Below are 16,856 nucleotides of genomic sequence, written 5' to 3'. Positions count from 1 at the left end.
TTATCTTTTCCAACGATAGCCATTAACAATTCATCCCTCCGCATCTAGCCTGAATAAGCGTTGTTTCAGGCAGCAATCAACCGATGGTTTGCTTTCTAGCTTTGTAGTTAGCCGACATCTACCGCCAAACGTTGGATCCATGCATAAACGTTGCTGAACCTTGAATGACAACGATACCTCAATTGAATAATGTCTAGGTGATACACATGCCCGTTACTGAAAATCGCGATGTTGGAAAAGTGCTTATTCTTGGCGCTGGCCAGCTTGGTATGCAAGTAATCAGAAATATGGTCTCCAGGGTTAGCTCTGATGCTGTCTGCGTCTTGGTTGAACCTGGTTTCACCACATCCTCGGATGTGTACAAAAAGAACAGCACTGATGAGCTTGAGATGCTTGGTGTCGAGATCATTCCCTTCGACTTGTCTGATGGAACTGAAGCTAACTTGGCCGCATTGTTTTCTGAATTTCATACGGTTATCTGCTGTACGGGGTTCGTGGCGGGGTCTGGCACTCAGACAAGAATTACGCACGCAGTCCTAAAGGCAGGTGTCTCACGATACTTCCCATGGCAGTTCGGGGTCGATTACGACATCGTTGGAAAAGGTAGCGGCCAGCCTGTATTCGACGAGCAATATGAAGTTAGAAAGCTACTACGCTCACAGCAAAAAACGGAATGGGTGATTGTCTCAACAGGGATGTTTACGAGCTTTTTGTTCGAGCCTGCTTTTGGGGTGGTCGACCTTGAGACCAATACCGTACGAGCACTCGGAAGCTGGGATACGCGTGTGACGGTCACGACACCCAAGGATATTGGTCGCCTGACGACCGAGATATATCTTGAGGAACCTCGCATCACCAACGAAGTGGTCTTTGTCGCAGGCGATACGCTTTCTTACGGCCAACTGGCCGCCATTGTCGAGGAGGAAACAGGCAAGCCTGTGAAGCGTATCGAGTTATCCCTTGATGAGCTTAATCGCCAACTCACTCTTTCCCCGGATGATGTCATGCTACGTTACCGTGCCGCATTCGCCCTTGGCTCCGGCATGTGGTGGGAAAAATCGGAAACTTATAATCATAAAAAGGGCATCGAGACCGTTAATGTAAAGGCATGGCTACGTCGTCACTTAGACGGTACACACTCATAACTTCCTTACCTCGCTAATTTAATATTGGCGATCCCCAATGTATTACCAAAATCTATACATTGAGAAAACAGCCCGTATTCTGCTCAAGCTGGGAGTGCTTAGTGATGAGCAGATTGCTGAAGCGACAGGCTTGGCGTTAGATGAAGTGGCTAAGCTGCGTCTTGAAGTTAAGTGCTGATCGATTGCCTTCTGACCTAAACAGCAGCCCTTGAACCTGCTCAAACTTCCCGATCCCGATCATAGCGCTCTACGTCAGGAAATGACGGCAGCCAATGTTCACGGCGGATGTTCCAAAGCTCATACGTCGGTTTCAGTTGATTCGGAGCATCAAGAGCGCCAAGGTGTAGTTCGATTTCTTCCTCGCTAACTGAAAAAACCGAAGAGCCACATACCGGGCAGAAGTAGCGCCCCTGATAACTGTGCGGTTCGCCTTTGATAGTTACAGCTTGCTTGGGGTAATCCGCCGCTGCATAGAAAAGCGCCCCGTGATGCTTGCGGCAATCCATGCAGTGGCAAATACCTACTCGAAGCGGCTCGCCATTGGCCACGATTCGGATCTTACCGCATAGACAGCCACCTTTGAGTTGTTCCATTGGCAATCTCCAGAAGAATCATACATTCAAAGTAGGTGGCACTTTTGGTTTTGTCTTGCTGCCGTATCGTATGTATTTGTGCCAGCAAACTGACATAAATCGAGCTGTTGCAGGAGTCGGATTTTCCCTGTGCTCCCGGAATCCAGTCGTATCGCGACTACAAGCAGGCGCGGGCCTTAAGCTGGTAAATCGCCTTCCCCTGGTTCTTTAAAAGATAGATGCTTTGTGAGCTAAAAGTACACAAAATTTAATATTATTAAAGAGTCTCATGGAAGATTATTTAGTTAAGTGCTAATTTGTGAACTATGAGTACACTTAAAGAAGAAAAGCTAAAGAAAGTTCTTGAAGCTATGCCTTCAGGATTCATGGTCGACACCGCATGGCTTGAATGCCACGGTGTCAGCCGTTTCCTTGCTCGCAAATACGTCGATAACGGCTGGCTGGAGCGCGTTAACCGCGGCGTCTTCCGGCGCCCCGCGCCGAATGCAACAACGTCGGCCACAATCGATTGGAAAACCTGCCTGCTCTCCATGCAGCATATTATGCGCTATGACATCCACGTGGGCGGTACAACGGCACTTGCCCAACAGGGCTATGATCACTATCTGCGGCTGGGTAGCAGTGCGCCTGTCTGGGTATATGGCAACGCCACACCCAACTGGCTCAGCAAGCTGCCACTAAACGCACCCATCGTGACCCGCAACACCTCACTGTTCGCTGACCCGTCACTTGGGCTTGCCAGAAACAACATCAACGACGAAGACACGCTGCCATGGGACTGGACGCTCAAAATGTCGGCACCTGAACGGGCGATCATGGAAGCCATGGACGAATTGCCCGATCATGAGAGTTTTCATAACCTTGATATGGTATTCGAGAGTTTGACTACACTGCGGCCGAAAATACTTTCAGCGTTGCTGCATAGTTGCAAGAAGATCAAGGTCAAGCGGCTGTTCTTTGTCTTTGCGGATCGCCACCATCACCCTTGGCGCAAGCGCCTTGACCCAGCAGAGTTCAATCTTGGTAGTGGCGACCGTGCACTGATCAGAGGTGGCAAGATACATCCGCGCTATCGGATTATGGTGCCGGAAGCGTTTGTAAAGGCGGAGACCAACGATGGCGCGTGAAACCTATGAAGCGCAGGTCGCACTCCTTGTGCGCATTCTTCCGCATGTGGCTAAGGAAGATGTATTCGCGCTGAAGGGAGGCACAGCGATAAATCTGTTCTATCGTGACCTTCCGCGTCTGTCGGTCGATATCGACCTGACCTACCTTCCGGTGAAAGATAGGAATAACAGCCTTTCCGAAATCAACGACACGATGGATCGCATTGCAGTGGCCATTGAAAGCGGTATCGATGGTGCCAAAACACAGCGCATAAAGGGTGGCGGTGGTGGCGCTACTCGTCTTCTTGCTCGCATGAACGGCGTCGAGATCAAGATCGAAACCTCGCCGGTCACACGCGGCGTTGTTCATGATCCTGAAACGCTGACTGTTTCCGAAGCTGTTGAGGATGAGTTCGGTTATGCAGACATGCAGATCGTCTCCTTCGAAGATCTATTTGGCGGCAAGTTGCACGCAGCCCTTGACCGCCAGCATCCGCGCGACCTTTACGATGTGAAGCTACTCTATGCTAACGAGGGTCTAACGGACGATCTATTCCGAACCTTTCTGATCTATATTGCGAGTTCGTCACGCCCCGCGCATGAGCTGCTGAATCCAAATCTAATCGACCTTGATCAGCCTTATACCCAAGAGTTCGAGGGCATGACTAGAGCTCCCGTCAGCCTCGAAGAACTCTTGCACACACGTAAACGTTTGATTGCAGATATTCATTCCCGCTTCGATGAGAACACCAAGCGATTCCTAATGAGCCTGCATGAAGGTACGCCCGATTTTGATGCCATTGATCGCCCACAGGCGGCGGATCTGCCTGCCGTACGCTGGAAGCTTATCAATCTGGAAAAACTGAAAAACGAAAATGCCGCCAAACATGCTGAACAACGTCATGAGCTGGAAGTATTGCTAGGGTAGGGAGGCTAAAGTGGTGCCATTGTGTTGTTTTTGCGTTCTTCCAGGCTAAGACTTGTTGATGCCATGGAATGTTTCCCGTATTCAAAAGTAATAAATAAGAATATGGGTAGGGCTGACAAAAAAGGCAAGAGGCCTAACTGGTGCGGTCTACTGAACATTTCTACTGTTTAACCCACTCTTCTTTACCCACAAGTCCGCTGATGAGCCCGCGAGCCGAATAGAAGCCATAATCGGCTCACAATATGAGCTGAATAGGCGGGGCGATCGGCTCGTGTATGTCTGGGAACAGCGACACTGGCCTGGGACGAACCTGTTTTTCGTCCTAAGTTGGATCATGACCCGGCTGAGCTTCATACATAACTAGGAAATTGAGTACTCGCTTCCGTAAACTGCGTCGTCCCTAAATAGGAGCGGTCGCGACTCGTGAAATGGTTGGCACCAGATCAAAGCGGGGGGCTAGTGTTCGAGCGCTTTGCGGTCAGCGTTATGAAGTCCCTTCGAGAATGACGAACGTACCCGTCGCAACACCCACGCGCAGGGCCTTGGCCGCTTGGTATTCGGGACTCTCATAGAACCGCTTGGCGTCGGAGAACGAGTCGAATTCGAATATCACATGTCGCTCATGGGCTTCACCCTCCAGGTTTTCATACTTTCCTCCCGCTATTACCTTCGGATTGAAAGGTCGCATTGCGTCACCTGCGGCTTTGGCATAGGCGGCGTAAGCGGTGGTATCTGAAATGCTCACGTGCCCGATCAAGTATCCTTTTGGCATGTCTGTCTCTTCTTCAGTGGTTACATTCAATTCAACGCTGGGCGGTTATTACAGCCACCTGCGTCACCGGTATTGGGTTATGGTCACTGGCGCTGCTTCGACCCCAACGGCGTGAAAGGTGCAGGGCGCCTGCTGGCATCCTGGTGATCGATCATCCAGCCGGGGTAGTAAGGCGGCAAAGCACTCACGGCCTCCAGGCGCACCAGCTCCTCCTCGGTAAGAACGACATTGACGGCACCCAGGTTATCTTCGAGCTGGTCAATCCTTTTAGCGCCGATGATGACACTCGTGACATGCGGTTTGGCGAGTAACCAAGCGAGCGCTACCCTTGCGACGGAAATACCGCGGGCGTCGCCGATGGCGCGCATTTCTGCAACGCATGGCCAAGCCTGATCCAGATCGACGGGTGGAAAGTCGAAAGTACTGCGCCGCGCGCCCTCCTCGGTTGATGCTCCAGGGCCGAACTTCCCCGAGAGTAATCCTCCTGCAAGGGGCGACCAGACCAGCAGTCCCATCTCTTCTTCGATAGCCAGTGGCAACAATTCGCGCTCTACATCACGTCCTGCAATCGAGTAATAGGCCTGGAGCGTCTCAAAGCGCGTGGCATTAAGTGCTGCGCTCAGCCCCAGCGCTTTTTGCCGATCTTGCCCGCGTGCCAATTTGATACGCCGACATAGCGGACTAACCCTTGGCGCGTCAGATCATCCAGCGCCCGCAGTGTTTCTTCGATAGGGGTCACAGGGTCGCTAGCGTGAATCTGATAAAGGTCAATATGGTCGACCTGAAGGCGTTCCAGGCTTCGCTGCACAGAATCCATGATATGACCGCGCGAGGCACCTTGGTCGTTGGGTTTGGGCCCCATGACACCGGCAGTCTTGGTAGCCAGCACAACGTCGCTGCGCGGCACGCCGATGTCTCTCAATGCCTGGCCCAGGATGCGCTCTGACTGACCGAAAGAGTAAATATCGGCGGTGTCGATAAAGTTGATTCCTTGTGCCAGAGCATGGGCGATCAAACTGTTGGCTTCAGCCTGATCTACCGCCCCAATTGCAGCCCACATGCCCGCGTCAGCATTCCCTCCCAGTGTCATCGTGCCCAGGCAAAGCTCGGACACATACAGGCCCGTACGGCCAAGTCGGTTGTATTTCATGACTCCTCCTTCGAGATTCGATGCATGAACATCATGCACAGCAGCGGGCCAACATCATCGGCAAGGGTGAATTTCAGATGGTTCGAGATTTCCCAGATCGGAACTGCCCGGCAATCAATGCGACGCGCGCGCCATACAGGCGTGCCGTCTCCAGATCACCTGGGGACATCTCTTCCGGAGACGCATCGGCAGGCGTTTGCGCCATGGGCGCGATATAGGAACCCATACGATTTGGGTCGTCGCGTCTCGACGCCTTGACGTTCGCCGGTTTGATATCCAAACCAACCCATATCCCGGCGTGTTGACCAGAAAGCAGGAAGAAATACTCAAGCGTGTTGAGTTTGTCGCCGTTCATGCTCGCGCTGTTGGTGAAGCCGCCGAAGATCTTGTTTTGCCATGTGCCTTCGAACCAGGGCTTGGAGGAGGCATCCGCGAATTTCTTAAACTGCCAGCTAGGGCCACCCATGTAAGTAGGCGAGCCGAAGACGATCGCATCTGCGTCAGCGAGGGATTGCCAGGCAGCGTCGGAAATATTGCCCTCGGAGTCGATTGCTATTAATACAGCACCGGTGCCTGCGCCTTCAGCGACTGCCGCCGCCATGCGCGTGGTGTGGCCGAAGCCTGAGTGATAAACGATGACCGTTCGGACAGGGGTGGTTTCTGAGTTCATGAGAGTTCCCTACATGTGGTGGAGTGATGGACTACATGGGATACTCTACTGAGTACAAAACACGCTATAAACTATCCCAATCTGAACACTCTGTTATCTATCTGGTGAACAATGCCAAATCTTCAGGCACTTTTGATTTTTGCCCGCGTTGCGGAAATGTTGAGTTTCACGCGTGCGGCTGAAAGCCTAGGAATCCAGAAGGGACGGGTGTCGACAGTGATTCGTGGGCTCGAGCGAGAGATGGGTGCGGCCCTCCTGCACAGAACGACACGCAGCGTGCAATTGACCGAAGACGGACGTGCTTTCTATGAACGCGCACGTGATCTGCTGGCCGAAGCTCAGGACGTGCAGTCCATGTTCGCGAACAAAGGCGCTCCTCTGAGGGGGAGATTGCGCGTAGATATGCCGACTGAGTTGGCAAAGACCGTCGTGATTCCGGCTTTGCCCCAACTGCTAGATGCGAACCCTGAGTTGGCGCTTGAACTGTCCAGCACAGATCGCCGGGTCGATCTCGTCCAGGAAGGGTTTGATTGCGTCATCCGTATCGGGCCAATCATTGACGACAGGCTGATCGCCCGCTCGCTGGGCAAGTTGCGAATGATGAACGCGGCGAGCCCAAGCTATCTGGCAAAGCACGGGATACCGCAAACACTCGACGACCTCCTCATTCAGGGTCACCAGATGGTTCACTACACGCCAACACTCGGCGCCCGACTTGCTGGATGGGAATATCCGGAGGGTGATGGCTATGCATCACTTGCACTGCCAGGGGCGATGCAAGTGAATAACGTACAGGCCTATCATGCTGCGGGCTTGGCGGGGGTTGGACTGATCCAGGCAGGTTATTTGACCCTTGCGCACCATATTAAAAGCGGCGATCTAGTGGAGATTCTGCCCGATCTACGACCCGAACCGCTGGCTGCATCGCTCGTAGTCGCGCATCGGCGTAACCTGTCCCAACGCGTCCGGGCCTTCATGACTTGGATTGAGAGTATATTGGAACCCTATTTTGATTAACCGCTAGGTATAGTGGCTCAAAGGGGCAACAGAGAACTGTTCAGTTATCTCGCTGGATTTCACCTCCCGTTAATCGAAAAATGCTCACTCATGGTGAGGGAGTTTCCGGTTTCTTAAACCCGGCAAAGGTATGGGATGTGCACCCTTGGGCAAGCGCATACTGTTGAGGTTTACCTGTACATCTTTTTGGAGTTCCAATCCTCGGTGGATCGCACCATGCCGTTTCGATCTGGCCGCGGTTGTGCTCCAAACGGCTAACCTTGATCAGCTTGTCGAGGTTCGGGAGCGCCTGCTGTGCAACGCAAAAAGTAGCTGCGTGCCCGCTGAACAACGTTATGCGCTGGAAGTATCGCTAGGGTAGGTAAGCTAAAGTGGCACCCTTGTTTACTGCTGCCCTCGATTAACCTTTCCCCTGAACCCAGGGCACCTGCAACGTTTGGTGACACCTGCCTCCTCTGCGCGCTTGTCTTCTGCTATAACCGCTTTCCCATGCTTGCCTTGTGCATTCATTATACTATAGTGAATGCAGATAGAGCGTGGTTAGCGCTTACTATACGCAGTAGGAGATTAAGCTATGGGCATGATGACCATCAGGAGCATTCCAGACGAAGTACACAATGCACTAAAAGCGCGCGCCAAGCGGAACCACCGCAGCGCCGAGGCTGAGGTGCGGGCCATCCTGGAAGAGGTCACACGGCCAGAAAGTCGTATAAAAATGGGCGATGCCCTGGCTGATTTGGGGCGCAAGGTCGGGTTGACCAATGAAGACGTTGCGGTCTTTGAAAAGGTGCGTGACAAAACGCCGGCTGAACCGATGAGGTTTGAATGATCGTTCTGGATACCAATATCGTTTCCGAGGCGATGAAACCCGAACCTGATCCTGCCGTCAGAGCTTGGCTTAATGAGCAGTCGGCTGAAACGTTATACCTGTCTAGTGCCACACTTGCAGAGTTGTTATACGGTATTGCGGCGCTGCCAAACGGGAAGCGCAAGGACATGTTGAGCGAGACCTTGGATGGTCTTGTGGAGCTGTTCAGAGGGAGGATTTTGCCTTTTGACGTTGACGCTGCTCGTAAGTATGCAGAGCTAGCCGTGACAGCCAGGACCGCCGGGCGTGGCTTTCCTGTGCCGGATGGCTACATTGCTGCTATTGCTGTATCACAAGGCTATCAAGTCGCCTCCCGAGATATGGCTCCGTTTGAGGCGGCCAACGTGGACGTCATTAACCCTTTTGAAGCCTAACTGATGTGGTCTACCGAGCACTTTAATTGCTTATCCCACTCTTCTTTACCCCACCATACCCTCCGACTAGCCCATGAGCCGAATATAAATCATAATCGGCTCATAATATGACCTGAATAGGCGGGCCAATCGGCTCATGTATAGCAGCGTTAAACACGCTCAAACTTCCCGATCCCGGTCATAGCGCTCTACGTCAGGAAAGGGCGGTAGCCAATGTTCACGGCAGATGTTCCAAAGCTCATACGTCGGTTTCAGTTGATTGGGTGAATCAAGGGCGCCAAGGTGAATTTCGATTTCTTCCTCGCTAACTGAAAAAACCGAAGAGCCACATACCGGGCAAAAGTAGCGCCCCTGATAACTGTGCGGTCCGCCTTCGATAATGACAGCTTGTTTGGGGTAATCGGCAGCCGCGTAGAAAAGCGCACCGTGGTGCTTGCGGCAATCCATGCAGTGGCAAATACCTACCCGAAGTGGCTCGCCACTGGCCACGATTCGAACTTTACCGCACAGACAGCCACCCGTTAGTTGACCCATTGCTAATCTCCGAAAGATTTATACATTCAAAATAGGTGGCACTTCCGGTTTTGTCTTGGCACCGTCGCTTTTGTATCTGATGGCCGCAAACTGCCATAAATAACGACGAAGGCACGCTGCCATGGGACTGGACGCTTAAGACGTCAGCACTCGAAAGGGCGATCATGGAAGCTATAGACGAGCTGCCCGACCATGAGAGTTTTCACAACCTCGATATGCTATTTGAGAGCCTGACAACGCTGCGCCCGAAACTACTAGCGCTGCTGCAGTGTTGTAAGTTGTAAGAAGAGCAGAATTAAGCGGCGGGTGAAAACGGGCGAGAATGGGGACGAAGAGAATGACAGGATTCAACACATAAGTTAATCAACCGATCCTTTACAGGATCGATAAAGTCTACTTTGCTTAAGTAAGACGGCGCTTCATTTTATAAAGGCATTTTATAAAGGCATCGCTAGTGGATTTGCCAAGCGCTCTTGATAGCAATAACCACGATCAACGGAGGTACTTGGTTTGGCTACCGATAAAGCATCTCGGGGGGTGGGCGGTTGGTTTCTGCTCGTGTTCGCCATCATTCTGGTCATCCTCGGCCTGATTCTTGCAGCCGGCGGGATCTGGCTGGTGACGCTGGGAGGCTCCTGGTATTACCTCATTGCCGGGCTGGGGCTGATCATTTCGGGTGGCTTAATGGCCAGGGATTCGCTCACGGGAGTCTGGGTCTATTTCTTGGTTCTGTTAGGCACGCTGATTTGGGCCTTCTGGGAGGTTGGCCTGTCGCCATGGGAGCTGCTGCCCCGGGTATTCGGTTACATCATCCTGGGTGTCATCGTCTTGGCGCTCCTGCCCACTCTCAAACGCCGCCAAGCCACTATATGAGGAGCGCTGCCATGTTCACGTCTCAGCGAGTGCTGACTTATGTCGTCAGCCTGTCACTGGCGACGCATGCCGTTGCCCAGAATACCGAGGGTGAAACCGAGGTCCCAGGGGGGCCCACCTCAAGCGAGGCCCAGATTGATGTCGGCGATAGTCAGGCGGTTCAGACACCGACCTTCTCGGCGTCGCCGCAGCCCAGTGATGACCCAGCGCCCGGCGATTGGCCCGCCTGGGGAAGAGAGAGCGGCGCCTCACGTCATTCGCCGCTGGATGAAATCACGCCCGACAATGTCAGCCAGTTGGAGGTTGCCTGGACTTATCGCACAGGGGATATGCCGGAAGAGGGGCAGGGTAAATACGCGCCCGAAACGACACCGCTCAAGGTTGGCGACAACCTGTATCTCTGCTCGGCCATGAACGTCATGGTCTCCCTCGATGCACGGACCGGCGAGGAGCAGTGGCGCCATGATCCCCAGGTCGATCCAGGTGCCATTCCCTATAGCGCCAGCTGCCGCGGGGTGACCTATTACGAAGTTCCGGATGCCGCCGATGACCAGCTCTGCGCAACCCGCATCATTGAGGGGACGTTGGATGCCCGATTGATTGCCGTCGATGCGCAAACGGGCGAGCTGTGCCAGGCGTTTGGTGACGGCGGTACGGTAGATTTATGGGCAGGCATCGGCGAGAAGGTTCCCGGTTGGTACTCCGTCACCTCGCCACCGGTCGTCGTCCAGGACGTCCTGGTGACCGGCGCTCAGGTCAAGGACGGGCAAGCGGAGGATGCACCATCCGGTGTGATTCGCGGCTACGATGCCGTTACCGGCGAGCTGGAGTGGGCCTGGGACATGGGCAAGCCTAATCTTGACGGGCTGCCACCCGAGGGCGAGACCTATACCCGAGGCACGCCCAACATGTGGACCACTGCTTCCTCCGATGAGGCGTTGGGTTACGTCTACCTGCCGATGGGCAACTCATCGGTCGACTACTGGGGCGGGAACCGCAGCGAGGAAGAAAACGAATTCTCGACCTCGCTCGTCGCCATCGACGTCAACACCGGCGAACCGGCCTGGCACTTCCAGACCGTCCATTACGATGTCTGGGACTATGATCTCGGTTCGCAACCGACCCTGGTCGATTTTCCACGAGATGACGGCAGCACGGTGCCGGCGATCATTCTGCCCTCCAAGCAGGGCGACATTTACGTTCTCAACCGTGAAACCGGCGAATCGCTATTTCCCGTGGAAGAGGTTGAGGCGCCCACTGGCGGTGTTGAGCCAGATAATCTCTCGCCCACACAGCCTAGTTCAGGCTATCACTCCCTCGCTTTTCCGAACCTAGAAGAGAAGGACATGTGGGGGATGACGCCCATCGACCAGTTATGGTGTCGTATTCAATTCCGCCAAGCCTCCTATAAAGGCATGTACACGCCGCCGACCGTGGGTCAGCGTTTCATTCAGTACCCCGGATACAATGGCGGTAACGACTGGGGCAGTGCAGCGGTGGACGCCGAGCGCGGCATCATCATTGCCAATTACAATGATATTCCCAACTACAACCGTCTAATCCCCCGTGAAGAAGCCGAGGAACGTAATCTTCGACCCATCTATGCAGGTGGTGACAACACCGATAGCGACACGGATGGGCCCGCCGAAGGGGCCGGCGATCCACAAGTAGGTGCGCCTTATGCGATCGATGTCAATGCCGGCTGGCGAGCGCCGATTACCGGCATGCCCTGTACCGCGCCTCCTTATGGCGGCATTCGCGCCATCGATCTCGCGAGCGGTGAAACGCTCTGGGACGAGCCATTGGGTACGGCACGTAAGAATGGCCCCTTCGGCATCCCGTCGCACATGCCGTTCAAGATCGGCACGCCCAACAATGGCGGTCCATTAGTCACAGCCAGCGGACTGATATTCATCGCTGCCGCCACCGACGATCTGATTCGCGCCATCGATACGGAAACCGGTGAGGTGCTTTGGAACGATGTGCTGCCGGCCGGTGGGCAGGCCAACCCCATAACCTATGAGGCGAATGGTCGCCAATACGTAGTCATCGGGGCCGGCGGGCATCACTTCATGGAAACACCGATAGGCGATTATGTGATCGCCTACGCGCTACCGGAAGACGGGAATTAAGACCGCTGTCTTGGCTGAGCCAGTACTCGACTGGCTCTCCAGTGCGGTCAATGGGAGTTATTGTTCTAACGGACAACTTTAGCGGTCGTTTATTACTAGCTCAGCAGTGACAGATTCTCGTCGATACGGCCTTGGATCATGTGCAGCGTGGGGCGAGTGATGGCCTGCGGTAATAGTCCATCGGCGATAGCTGAAAACTGGCTGGCGACCTCGCTGATGGTGTCGATGAGGTGATTGGCATGTTGCGTTGAAACTTCGGCCTCTTCGGCAAGACGCAACAGCGCTGCGCGATTGATCGCGAGTGCTTCTCCCATCACATCCATCTGGTGATAGCCGTTTGGGCCTTCGCAGAAGGTCACGTCATACGCCGGTGCCAGCCGCCACTGACCCGTAGGCGACATCAGGTAGGCGAAGTTCTTGGGATGATCGTCCCGGTTATTGAAGATGACATTGAAGACGGCGCGTTCAAAGGCGAAGGCCTTTTCCCGCACGTCATTGGTACACAGCTGGGTCGCCCGAAGGAAATTAACGTAGTCCAATACGCCCGGTGATTGGTAATCAGCACCTGTGAAAGCGGCGAGACTCTGCATGGGCACACGCATGTCGTTATGGCGGTCAAAGCGTTTACTGGCAAAGGCTGCTTGACCATTGGGAAGGGTGAAATACTCCGTATCGGGGGTTGGAATGCCACACTGTCGTAGGCATTCGGCATAAACCGTTTCGATCGCGCATACCTCGGCGTGCTCCTCCTTGGCCGGGAACTTCACCAACCAGGCCTCAAAGCCCGGGGTGGCAGCGGTCGTAAAGGTGCCGGTTTGCCAATCGCGATAGATCAGCGCCTTGGGCCTAGCGCCTTGCGGCGAGCCGCCCACTTGCAGCAACCGCTGCAGAAATTCCCCATCGTCACCCTGAAACACTTCCTGTATATCGGCGGCCAGTTGATCGAGTGAGATGTGGTCTTTTGACGCCATTCCCTCGGCCGCTACAGGTTCGAACGACATCGCGCCCATAGCATTGTTGCCAATATAAGCTAGCCGCTCCAATGCTCCGATACGTGCCGTGATGAGCCCCCGACGCCTGAATAACCGATCCATCAGCAGCATGCCCCATCCATCGGGTAGCGCGTCGTAAATAGGTCCAGGCAAACCCCACTGATGTGGCGGAAAATCTTTACGCAGCTTGGGACCATCAAGCGGCAGTGTGTAAGAGGCAAGTTCCAGGCCGCGTTGTTTGGCTTCATCGCTGTACTCAAACAGGATCTGAGGGCGGCCGGTGAGGGTGGTCGTCGACACTAGCGAGCCCCATAACCAGTGCTCGCCCCAGCCCTCAAAGAACACATCGACTTGCTCAAGCATCGCGGCGTTTCCTTCTGATGCGCTGACGGCGGGTACCTTCCTCGTAGCGGCGAATATCGTCAATGCTTTCCAGTTTGGGTAAAAACAGCGCCTCAAGTTCCTGGGTTCGGCCAAGCACCATGGCAACGCGAACGAGATTCTCGAAGCCGACATTACGCCCGGCTTCCAGATTGGAGACGGTATTGGTGCCGATACCGGCGCGCCCGGCTACGTCTGCTTGCGTCATCTGCTGTGCCAGACGTTCCTTGCGTAGGCGTTCACAAAGCCGCTTGACGACTTCATTGGGTTTGCTGAGGCTTAAATCCAGCATAAGATGAGTAATCGCTGTTTGTGGGAGTTAACATAGAAAATTATGGAGTTAATTTGAAATTTATACAATATAGCTAATTCCAATATTGTGTTTCTTAAAACCTATTTTAACCAATTATTTCTTAAATATTGGATTTATATGCGCACCAGCAAAAACTGTCGCTGGCTTTTCCAGCACGTTGAGCAATGATCGAAATGGCCGAAATCAGGTGGTTTTTTTGCCGTACCCAAGCGCGTATATCAGCGCTGGGCAATGAGTCTCTACGGATTAATCTGTTGGATCAGCCCTATGGGGCTGCCTCTTTTAATCGCTAACATCATGCTCACTAGCATCTTCAGTACCTTCCTCGACTAGCTCCTGAGCCGTTTGGTGTTCCTCCTCAGAAGCCTCTGGTTTCGCTTGATCCTTTCTCGCGGCAGCCAGCGTTGTCGTAATAGCGAAGTGGTCTGAACCCTTAACCCTTACTCGGTCCAGGTCGATGAGATGAAAGCCGTCAGAGACAAATAGATGATCGATCGGATAGCGCCACAATGGACGCTCAGCGTGGTAAGTGCTCAGCAGCCGCCTTCCTCGTCGTGGATCTTTAAGATCGCTCAGGTCGGCGAATAGCTTGGTAGTATCGGACCAGGCGACGTCATTGAAATCACCAGTCACTATCCAACGGTTGTCTGCATCTTGCTGAACATGGCGGGCAACGAGCATCAGTTCAGCGTCGCGAACCCGGCTGTCTCGGCGTTCAGTGGTTTCATCATTATGAGTGATGCGATCTTGCAACCCCGGTGGGACTGGGTGAGTACCTACATAGCGTACGGGGCCTATGCCGGGAATATCCAGAGTCACAAAGACAGATGGTCGGCGTTCGGAAACGAGGTGCCTCACTTCCTGCTCAAGGAATGGGAACCGTGACCAAAGCACGATTCCTAGCCCCTCCCCACGCACCTCACCTACTCGATACTCGTAGTGTGCATTCAGCGGCGCTAAGCCTTCTTCCCATTCACTATCTATTTCGATTAACAGTAATAAGTCAGGGTCCTCGCGCTGGATCAACTCGACTACTTCGGAGTAGCTGTCATTCGTATAGGAAACATTAGCGGTCAGGACTTTAAACGTTGACTGCTCCTCGAATGCTTGAGCATCGGCGGCTGGCACTTCGTTTGGCCAGATCGGCGTAAACGGCACGATATGTAACAGTTGCCACCCGCCTAATGCGAGGATCAACACTAATAACACCGCATGTTCTTTCTTTGCCCGTTTCAGCCACGCATGGAAGCCCAGTAGCAGCAACAACACAGCCAAAACGAAGGTCAACTGCAGCCGAGGGAATTCCCAGAGCCTGACCCACCACTGACCGCTGGGCAACTCAGGAAGTATGCTCACCACTATCAATAGGAATATCAGTACACGAATAGTCCATAGCATTAATTTTAAGAACATGGAGCCTCTTAAACGCGGTAACGGCGGAAGAAATAAATACTGCCAGAATGACTTAGTAGGGTTATTTGAAGTCGGCAGAAAGGGGGAGTCAAGATCACCGTTACTGCATTTGCAGTGGGCTTTCCGAGTTTATGAAAGCGATTGCCCTGAGTTTTTGTGCGAGCTGGCTTACCGTGGACACAAAAAAAGCGCCCCACGATGGGAGCGCTTTAGACTTGTACCTTCCTGGTCGCGGCCGCTCATCCTGAGCGGGAATTCCATTTCAAAAGCGGCTTCCTGCCGCCGACATATTTACAATAATAGATGACAGTTTAATGATCAACCCTCTATTAGATTGAACTGTTATAACCATAAAAACCTACCCACCAGAAAAAACGCTCAAGGCGGTGGGAATCCCAGCACAATGGTCACGATGTAAATTAAGCGATTATGAATGATCAGCAAATACATATATTCACCAGCGAAGGTGGGCAAGTCCGCCTTGAAGTGACGCTGGAGCAAGAGACTGTTTGGTTAAGCCAGGCGCAGATGGCAGAACTGTTTAATACCAAGCGCCCTGCAATCACCAAACACTTAAGTAATATTTATAAACAACCTGTCTGCAACGGCCTTTTATGTGCCTACTGAAGCGGGCTCACCTGCGCTGGGTTACCCCTTCGTAGGAAGTGAATTTAAAAGGCGGAGGTTTTTGCTTTTTAGGCTTCGTGAACGGCATTAACAATAACGGCGTGGTCGTCGGCGCCTTGTAGGCCTTCCTAGGTCTGTTGAGGTAGTTATTCCTGCTGACGATTAGCCGCCCGAACAAAAGCGCTGGGGGATTGGCCGAGTACCTTGCGAAACATGCTGGAGAATGCGGTCGGGCTGTCGTAGCCGAGCTCCAGCGCGGTTCGGGTAACGGAGCTGCCAGACAGCAGTCTGGGGAGAGCCGCCATCAGGCAGGCCTGCTGGCGCCATACGCCAAAGGAGAGTCCTGTCTGCTGACGGAACAGACGATTGAAGGTGCGCTGACTGCGGTGCAACTGCCTAGCCCACTCCTCGGGAAGACTATGAATGTTTGGCTGGCCGAGAAACTCTCTGCACAGGCTGGCGAGTGGAAGGTCATGGGGCAGGGGTGCAAATAGTGGCAGGACCTGAGCCTGTTCCAGTTCAAATAGAAGTAGTTGAGCTAAGGCACCGTCGCGGCCGCTTTCATCATAAAGCGCGGGGATGTGGGCGGAAGCCAGCAGCAAATGATGCAAAAGAGGCGTCACGACCAGCACCTCACAGTTGCGCGATATGCGTGGCGCAACGTGGGGCTCGATATACAGGCTTCGGGTGCTCACCCCGTTCATGCGCACTTGGTGGCGTTTGCCTGCTGGCAGCCAGACGCCGCTGTAGGGCGGCACCATCCAGGTACCGTCATCCGTGTCGACTTCCATAAGTCCTGTCATCCCATAAAGAAACTGGGCACGGCGATGGGTATGAAAATCAAGCAGTGTGCCGGGGCGGTAGTCAGTGCCGATGGCCACCACGGGCCGTGCTACATGATCCACATCTGAAAGAGGCGTATTGAGCATTAGCGTTACCCTGGCTGAAACGCGTTGATGGTTGTCCGA

At 53.6% G+C, this 16,856-nt stretch carries 21 protein-coding genes; 11 read left to right on the top strand and 10 right to left on the bottom strand.

The annotated features are described in order from the left end of the window. Window positions 1–206: 206 nt before the first annotated feature. Window positions 207–1,145 carry an aromatic alcohol reductase gene (locus ACUVOF_RS02765; RefSeq protein ID WP_447042913.1) on the top strand — a complete coding sequence of 313 codons (939 nt, stop codon included), beginning with the start codon at window positions 207–209 and terminating at the stop codon, window positions 1,143–1,145. 37 nt (window positions 1,146–1,182) lie between these two features. Beyond that, a complete protein-coding gene (locus ACUVOF_RS02760; RefSeq protein ID WP_447042912.1) occupies window positions 1,183–1,323 on the top strand; it encodes a hypothetical protein in 141 nt (46 codons plus the stop codon). 40 nt (window positions 1,324–1,363) lie between these two features. On the opposite strand, the gene ACUVOF_RS02755 is transcribed toward ACUVOF_RS02760, so the two are convergent. Beyond that, a complete protein-coding gene (locus ACUVOF_RS02755; protein ID WP_447042911.1) occupies window positions 1,364–1,738 on the bottom strand; it encodes a GFA family protein in 375 nt (124 codons plus the stop codon). Between the two features lie 305 nt (window positions 1,739–2,043). Between ACUVOF_RS02755 and ACUVOF_RS02750 the strand changes: the two genes are divergently transcribed. Together ACUVOF_RS02750 and ACUVOF_RS02745 are read left to right on the top strand one after the other, a co-directional pair. Next, window positions 2,044–2,865 carry a type IV toxin-antitoxin system AbiEi family antitoxin domain-containing protein gene (locus tag ACUVOF_RS02750; RefSeq protein ID WP_447042910.1) on the top strand — a complete coding sequence of 274 codons (822 nt, stop codon included), beginning with the start codon at window positions 2,044–2,046 and terminating at the stop codon, window positions 2,863–2,865. Next, entirely contained in the window at window positions 2,855–3,772 is a 918-nt protein-coding gene (locus ACUVOF_RS02745) for a nucleotidyl transferase AbiEii/AbiGii toxin family protein (RefSeq protein WP_447042909.1), read from the top strand. Before ACUVOF_RS02750 ends, ACUVOF_RS02745 begins: the two co-directional genes overlap by 11 nt. Before the next feature lie 484 nt (window positions 3,773–4,256). Here ACUVOF_RS02745 and ACUVOF_RS02740 read toward each other — a convergent pair whose 3' ends face one another. The 4 genes from ACUVOF_RS02740 to ACUVOF_RS02725 all read right to left on the bottom strand — a co-directional run bounded on the left by ACUVOF_RS02740 (window position 4,257) and on the right by ACUVOF_RS02725 (window position 6,364). After that, on the bottom strand, window positions 4,257–4,544 hold the full coding sequence (locus ACUVOF_RS02740; protein ID WP_447042908.1) for a DUF1330 domain-containing protein: 288 nt from the start codon (window positions 4,542–4,544) through the stop codon (window positions 4,257–4,259). Between the two features lie 83 nt (window positions 4,545–4,627). Continuing rightward, window positions 4,628–5,203: an aldo/keto reductase gene (locus ACUVOF_RS02735; RefSeq protein WP_447042907.1), complete on the bottom strand. Its 576-nt coding sequence runs from the start codon at window positions 5,201–5,203 to the stop codon at window positions 4,628–4,630. Next, a complete protein-coding gene (locus ACUVOF_RS02730; RefSeq protein ID WP_447042906.1) occupies window positions 5,164–5,694 on the bottom strand; it encodes an aldo/keto reductase in 531 nt (176 codons plus the stop codon). The genes ACUVOF_RS02735 and ACUVOF_RS02730 overlap by 40 nt, the downstream gene beginning before the upstream one ends. A 73-nt stretch (window positions 5,695–5,767) precedes the next feature. Then, window positions 5,768–6,364 carry a flavodoxin family protein gene (locus ACUVOF_RS02725; protein ID WP_447042905.1) on the bottom strand — a complete coding sequence of 199 codons (597 nt, stop codon included), beginning with the start codon at window positions 6,362–6,364 and terminating at the stop codon, window positions 5,768–5,770. 111 nt (window positions 6,365–6,475) lie between these two features. Between ACUVOF_RS02725 and ACUVOF_RS02720 the strand changes: the two genes are divergently transcribed. The 3 genes from ACUVOF_RS02720 to ACUVOF_RS02710 all read left to right on the top strand — a co-directional run bounded on the left by ACUVOF_RS02720 (window position 6,476) and on the right by ACUVOF_RS02710 (window position 8,623). Continuing rightward, the gene (locus ACUVOF_RS02720) at window positions 6,476–7,381 is read left to right on the top strand and encodes a LysR family transcriptional regulator (RefSeq protein WP_447042904.1); all 906 of its coding nucleotides are present in this window, start codon (window positions 6,476–6,478) and stop codon (window positions 7,379–7,381) included. 574 nt (window positions 7,382–7,955) lie between these two features. Then, the gene (locus ACUVOF_RS02715; protein ID WP_447042903.1) at window positions 7,956–8,210 is read left to right on the top strand and encodes a FitA-like ribbon-helix-helix domain-containing protein; all 255 of its coding nucleotides are present in this window, start codon (window positions 7,956–7,958) and stop codon (window positions 8,208–8,210) included. After that, window positions 8,207–8,623 (top strand): PIN domain-containing protein, encoded by a 417-nt coding sequence (locus tag ACUVOF_RS02710; protein ID WP_447042902.1) that lies wholly within the window; start codon window positions 8,207–8,209, stop codon window positions 8,621–8,623. Before ACUVOF_RS02715 ends, ACUVOF_RS02710 begins: the two co-directional genes overlap by 4 nt. A 159-nt stretch (window positions 8,624–8,782) precedes the next feature. On the opposite strand, the gene ACUVOF_RS02705 is transcribed toward ACUVOF_RS02710, so the two are convergent. Continuing rightward, the gene (locus ACUVOF_RS02705) at window positions 8,783–9,157 is read right to left on the bottom strand and encodes a GFA family protein (RefSeq protein WP_447042901.1); all 375 of its coding nucleotides are present in this window, start codon (window positions 9,155–9,157) and stop codon (window positions 8,783–8,785) included. Between the two features lie 95 nt (window positions 9,158–9,252). On the opposite strand from ACUVOF_RS02705, the gene ACUVOF_RS02700 reads away from it, so the two are divergent. The 3 genes from ACUVOF_RS02700 to ACUVOF_RS02690 all read left to right on the top strand — a co-directional run bounded on the left by ACUVOF_RS02700 (window position 9,253) and on the right by ACUVOF_RS02690 (window position 12,162). Continuing rightward, a complete protein-coding gene (locus tag ACUVOF_RS02700; RefSeq protein WP_447043223.1) occupies window positions 9,253–9,441 on the top strand; it encodes a type IV toxin-antitoxin system AbiEi family antitoxin domain-containing protein in 189 nt (62 codons plus the stop codon). Between the two features lie 226 nt (window positions 9,442–9,667). Further along, entirely contained in the window at window positions 9,668–10,030 is a 363-nt protein-coding gene (locus ACUVOF_RS02695; protein WP_447042900.1) for a glucose dehydrogenase, read from the top strand. Beyond that, window positions 9,934–12,162 carry a pyrroloquinoline quinone-dependent dehydrogenase gene (locus ACUVOF_RS02690; RefSeq protein ID WP_447042899.1) on the top strand — a complete coding sequence of 743 codons (2,229 nt, stop codon included), beginning with the start codon at window positions 9,934–9,936 and terminating at the stop codon, window positions 12,160–12,162. The genes ACUVOF_RS02695 and ACUVOF_RS02690 overlap by 97 nt, the downstream gene beginning before the upstream one ends. A gap of 95 nt (window positions 12,163–12,257) precedes the next feature. Here the strand turns inward: ACUVOF_RS02690 and ACUVOF_RS02685 are convergent, their stop codons facing one another. The 3 genes from ACUVOF_RS02685 to ACUVOF_RS02675 form a co-directional block, all read right to left on the bottom strand. Then, on the bottom strand, window positions 12,258–13,517 hold the full coding sequence (locus ACUVOF_RS02685; RefSeq protein WP_447042898.1) for a type II toxin-antitoxin system HipA family toxin: 1,260 nt from the start codon (window positions 13,515–13,517) through the stop codon (window positions 12,258–12,260). Then, window positions 13,510–13,827, bottom strand: a complete 318-nt coding sequence (locus ACUVOF_RS02680) for a helix-turn-helix domain-containing protein (protein WP_447042897.1) — start codon at window positions 13,825–13,827, stop codon at window positions 13,510–13,512. Before ACUVOF_RS02680 ends, ACUVOF_RS02685 begins: the two co-directional genes overlap by 8 nt. Window positions 13,828–14,130: 303 nt before the next feature. Then, complete coding sequence (locus ACUVOF_RS02675; protein ID WP_447042896.1) at window positions 14,131–15,261, bottom strand: endonuclease/exonuclease/phosphatase family protein; 1,131 nt, start codon at window positions 15,259–15,261, stop codon at window positions 14,131–14,133. 429 nt (window positions 15,262–15,690) lie between these two features. On the opposite strand from ACUVOF_RS02675, the gene ACUVOF_RS02670 reads away from it, so the two are divergent. After that, the gene (locus tag ACUVOF_RS02670; RefSeq protein WP_447042895.1) at window positions 15,691–15,888 is read left to right on the top strand and encodes a hypothetical protein; all 198 of its coding nucleotides are present in this window, start codon (window positions 15,691–15,693) and stop codon (window positions 15,886–15,888) included. Window positions 15,889–16,034: 146 nt separating this feature from the next. Here the strand turns inward: ACUVOF_RS02670 and ACUVOF_RS02665 are convergent, their stop codons facing one another. Then, entirely contained in the window at window positions 16,035–16,817 is a 783-nt protein-coding gene (locus tag ACUVOF_RS02665) for an AraC family transcriptional regulator (RefSeq protein ID WP_447042894.1), read from the bottom strand. Between the last annotated feature and the right edge of the window lie 39 nt (window positions 16,818–16,856).

The sequence above is a fragment of the Vreelandella sp. H-I2 genome, assembly GCF_052959335.1.
This window is presented reverse-complemented; position numbering and strand designations above follow the sequence as displayed.

Coding starts and splice junctions, on each gene's coding strand:
- ACUVOF_RS02705 (WP_447042901.1), bottom strand. CDS start 9,157: ATGGGTCAACTAACGGGTGGCTGTCTGTGCGGTAAAGTTCGAATCGTG.
- ACUVOF_RS02740 (WP_447042908.1), bottom strand. CDS start 4,544: ATGCCAAAAGGATACTTGATCGGGCACGTGAGCATTTCAGATACCACC.
- ACUVOF_RS02690 (WP_447042899.1), top strand. CDS start 9,934: ATGGGAGCTGCTGCCCCGGGTATTCGGTTACATCATCCTGGGTGTCAT.
- ACUVOF_RS02745 (WP_447042909.1), top strand. CDS start 2,855: ATGGCGCGTGAAACCTATGAAGCGCAGGTCGCACTCCTTGTGCGCATT.
- ACUVOF_RS02715 (WP_447042903.1), top strand. CDS start 7,956: ATGGGCATGATGACCATCAGGAGCATTCCAGACGAAGTACACAATGCA.
- ACUVOF_RS02675 (WP_447042896.1), bottom strand. CDS start 15,261: ATGTTCTTAAAATTAATGCTATGGACTATTCGTGTACTGATATTCCTA.
- ACUVOF_RS02725 (WP_447042905.1), bottom strand. CDS start 6,364: ATGAACTCAGAAACCACCCCTGTCCGAACGGTCATCGTTTATCACTCA.
- ACUVOF_RS02730 (WP_447042906.1), bottom strand. CDS start 5,694: ATGAAATACAACCGACTTGGCCGTACGGGCCTGTATGTGTCCGAGCTT.
- ACUVOF_RS02720 (WP_447042904.1), top strand. CDS start 6,476: ATGCCAAATCTTCAGGCACTTTTGATTTTTGCCCGCGTTGCGGAAATG.
- ACUVOF_RS02755 (WP_447042911.1), bottom strand. CDS start 1,738: ATGGAACAACTCAAAGGTGGCTGTCTATGCGGTAAGATCCGAATCGTG.
- ACUVOF_RS02665 (WP_447042894.1), bottom strand. CDS start 16,817: ATGCTCAATACGCCTCTTTCAGATGTGGATCATGTAGCACGGCCCGTG.
- ACUVOF_RS02710 (WP_447042902.1), top strand. CDS start 8,207: ATGATCGTTCTGGATACCAATATCGTTTCCGAGGCGATGAAACCCGAA.
- ACUVOF_RS02760 (WP_447042912.1), top strand. CDS start 1,183: ATGTATTACCAAAATCTATACATTGAGAAAACAGCCCGTATTCTGCTC.
- ACUVOF_RS02750 (WP_447042910.1), top strand. CDS start 2,044: ATGAGTACACTTAAAGAAGAAAAGCTAAAGAAAGTTCTTGAAGCTATG.
- ACUVOF_RS02670 (WP_447042895.1), top strand. CDS start 15,691: ATGAATGATCAGCAAATACATATATTCACCAGCGAAGGTGGGCAAGTC.
- ACUVOF_RS02765 (WP_447042913.1), top strand. CDS start 207: ATGCCCGTTACTGAAAATCGCGATGTTGGAAAAGTGCTTATTCTTGGC.
- ACUVOF_RS02685 (WP_447042898.1), bottom strand. CDS start 13,517: ATGCTTGAGCAAGTCGATGTGTTCTTTGAGGGCTGGGGCGAGCACTGG.
- ACUVOF_RS02680 (WP_447042897.1), bottom strand. CDS start 13,827: ATGCTGGATTTAAGCCTCAGCAAACCCAATGAAGTCGTCAAGCGGCTT.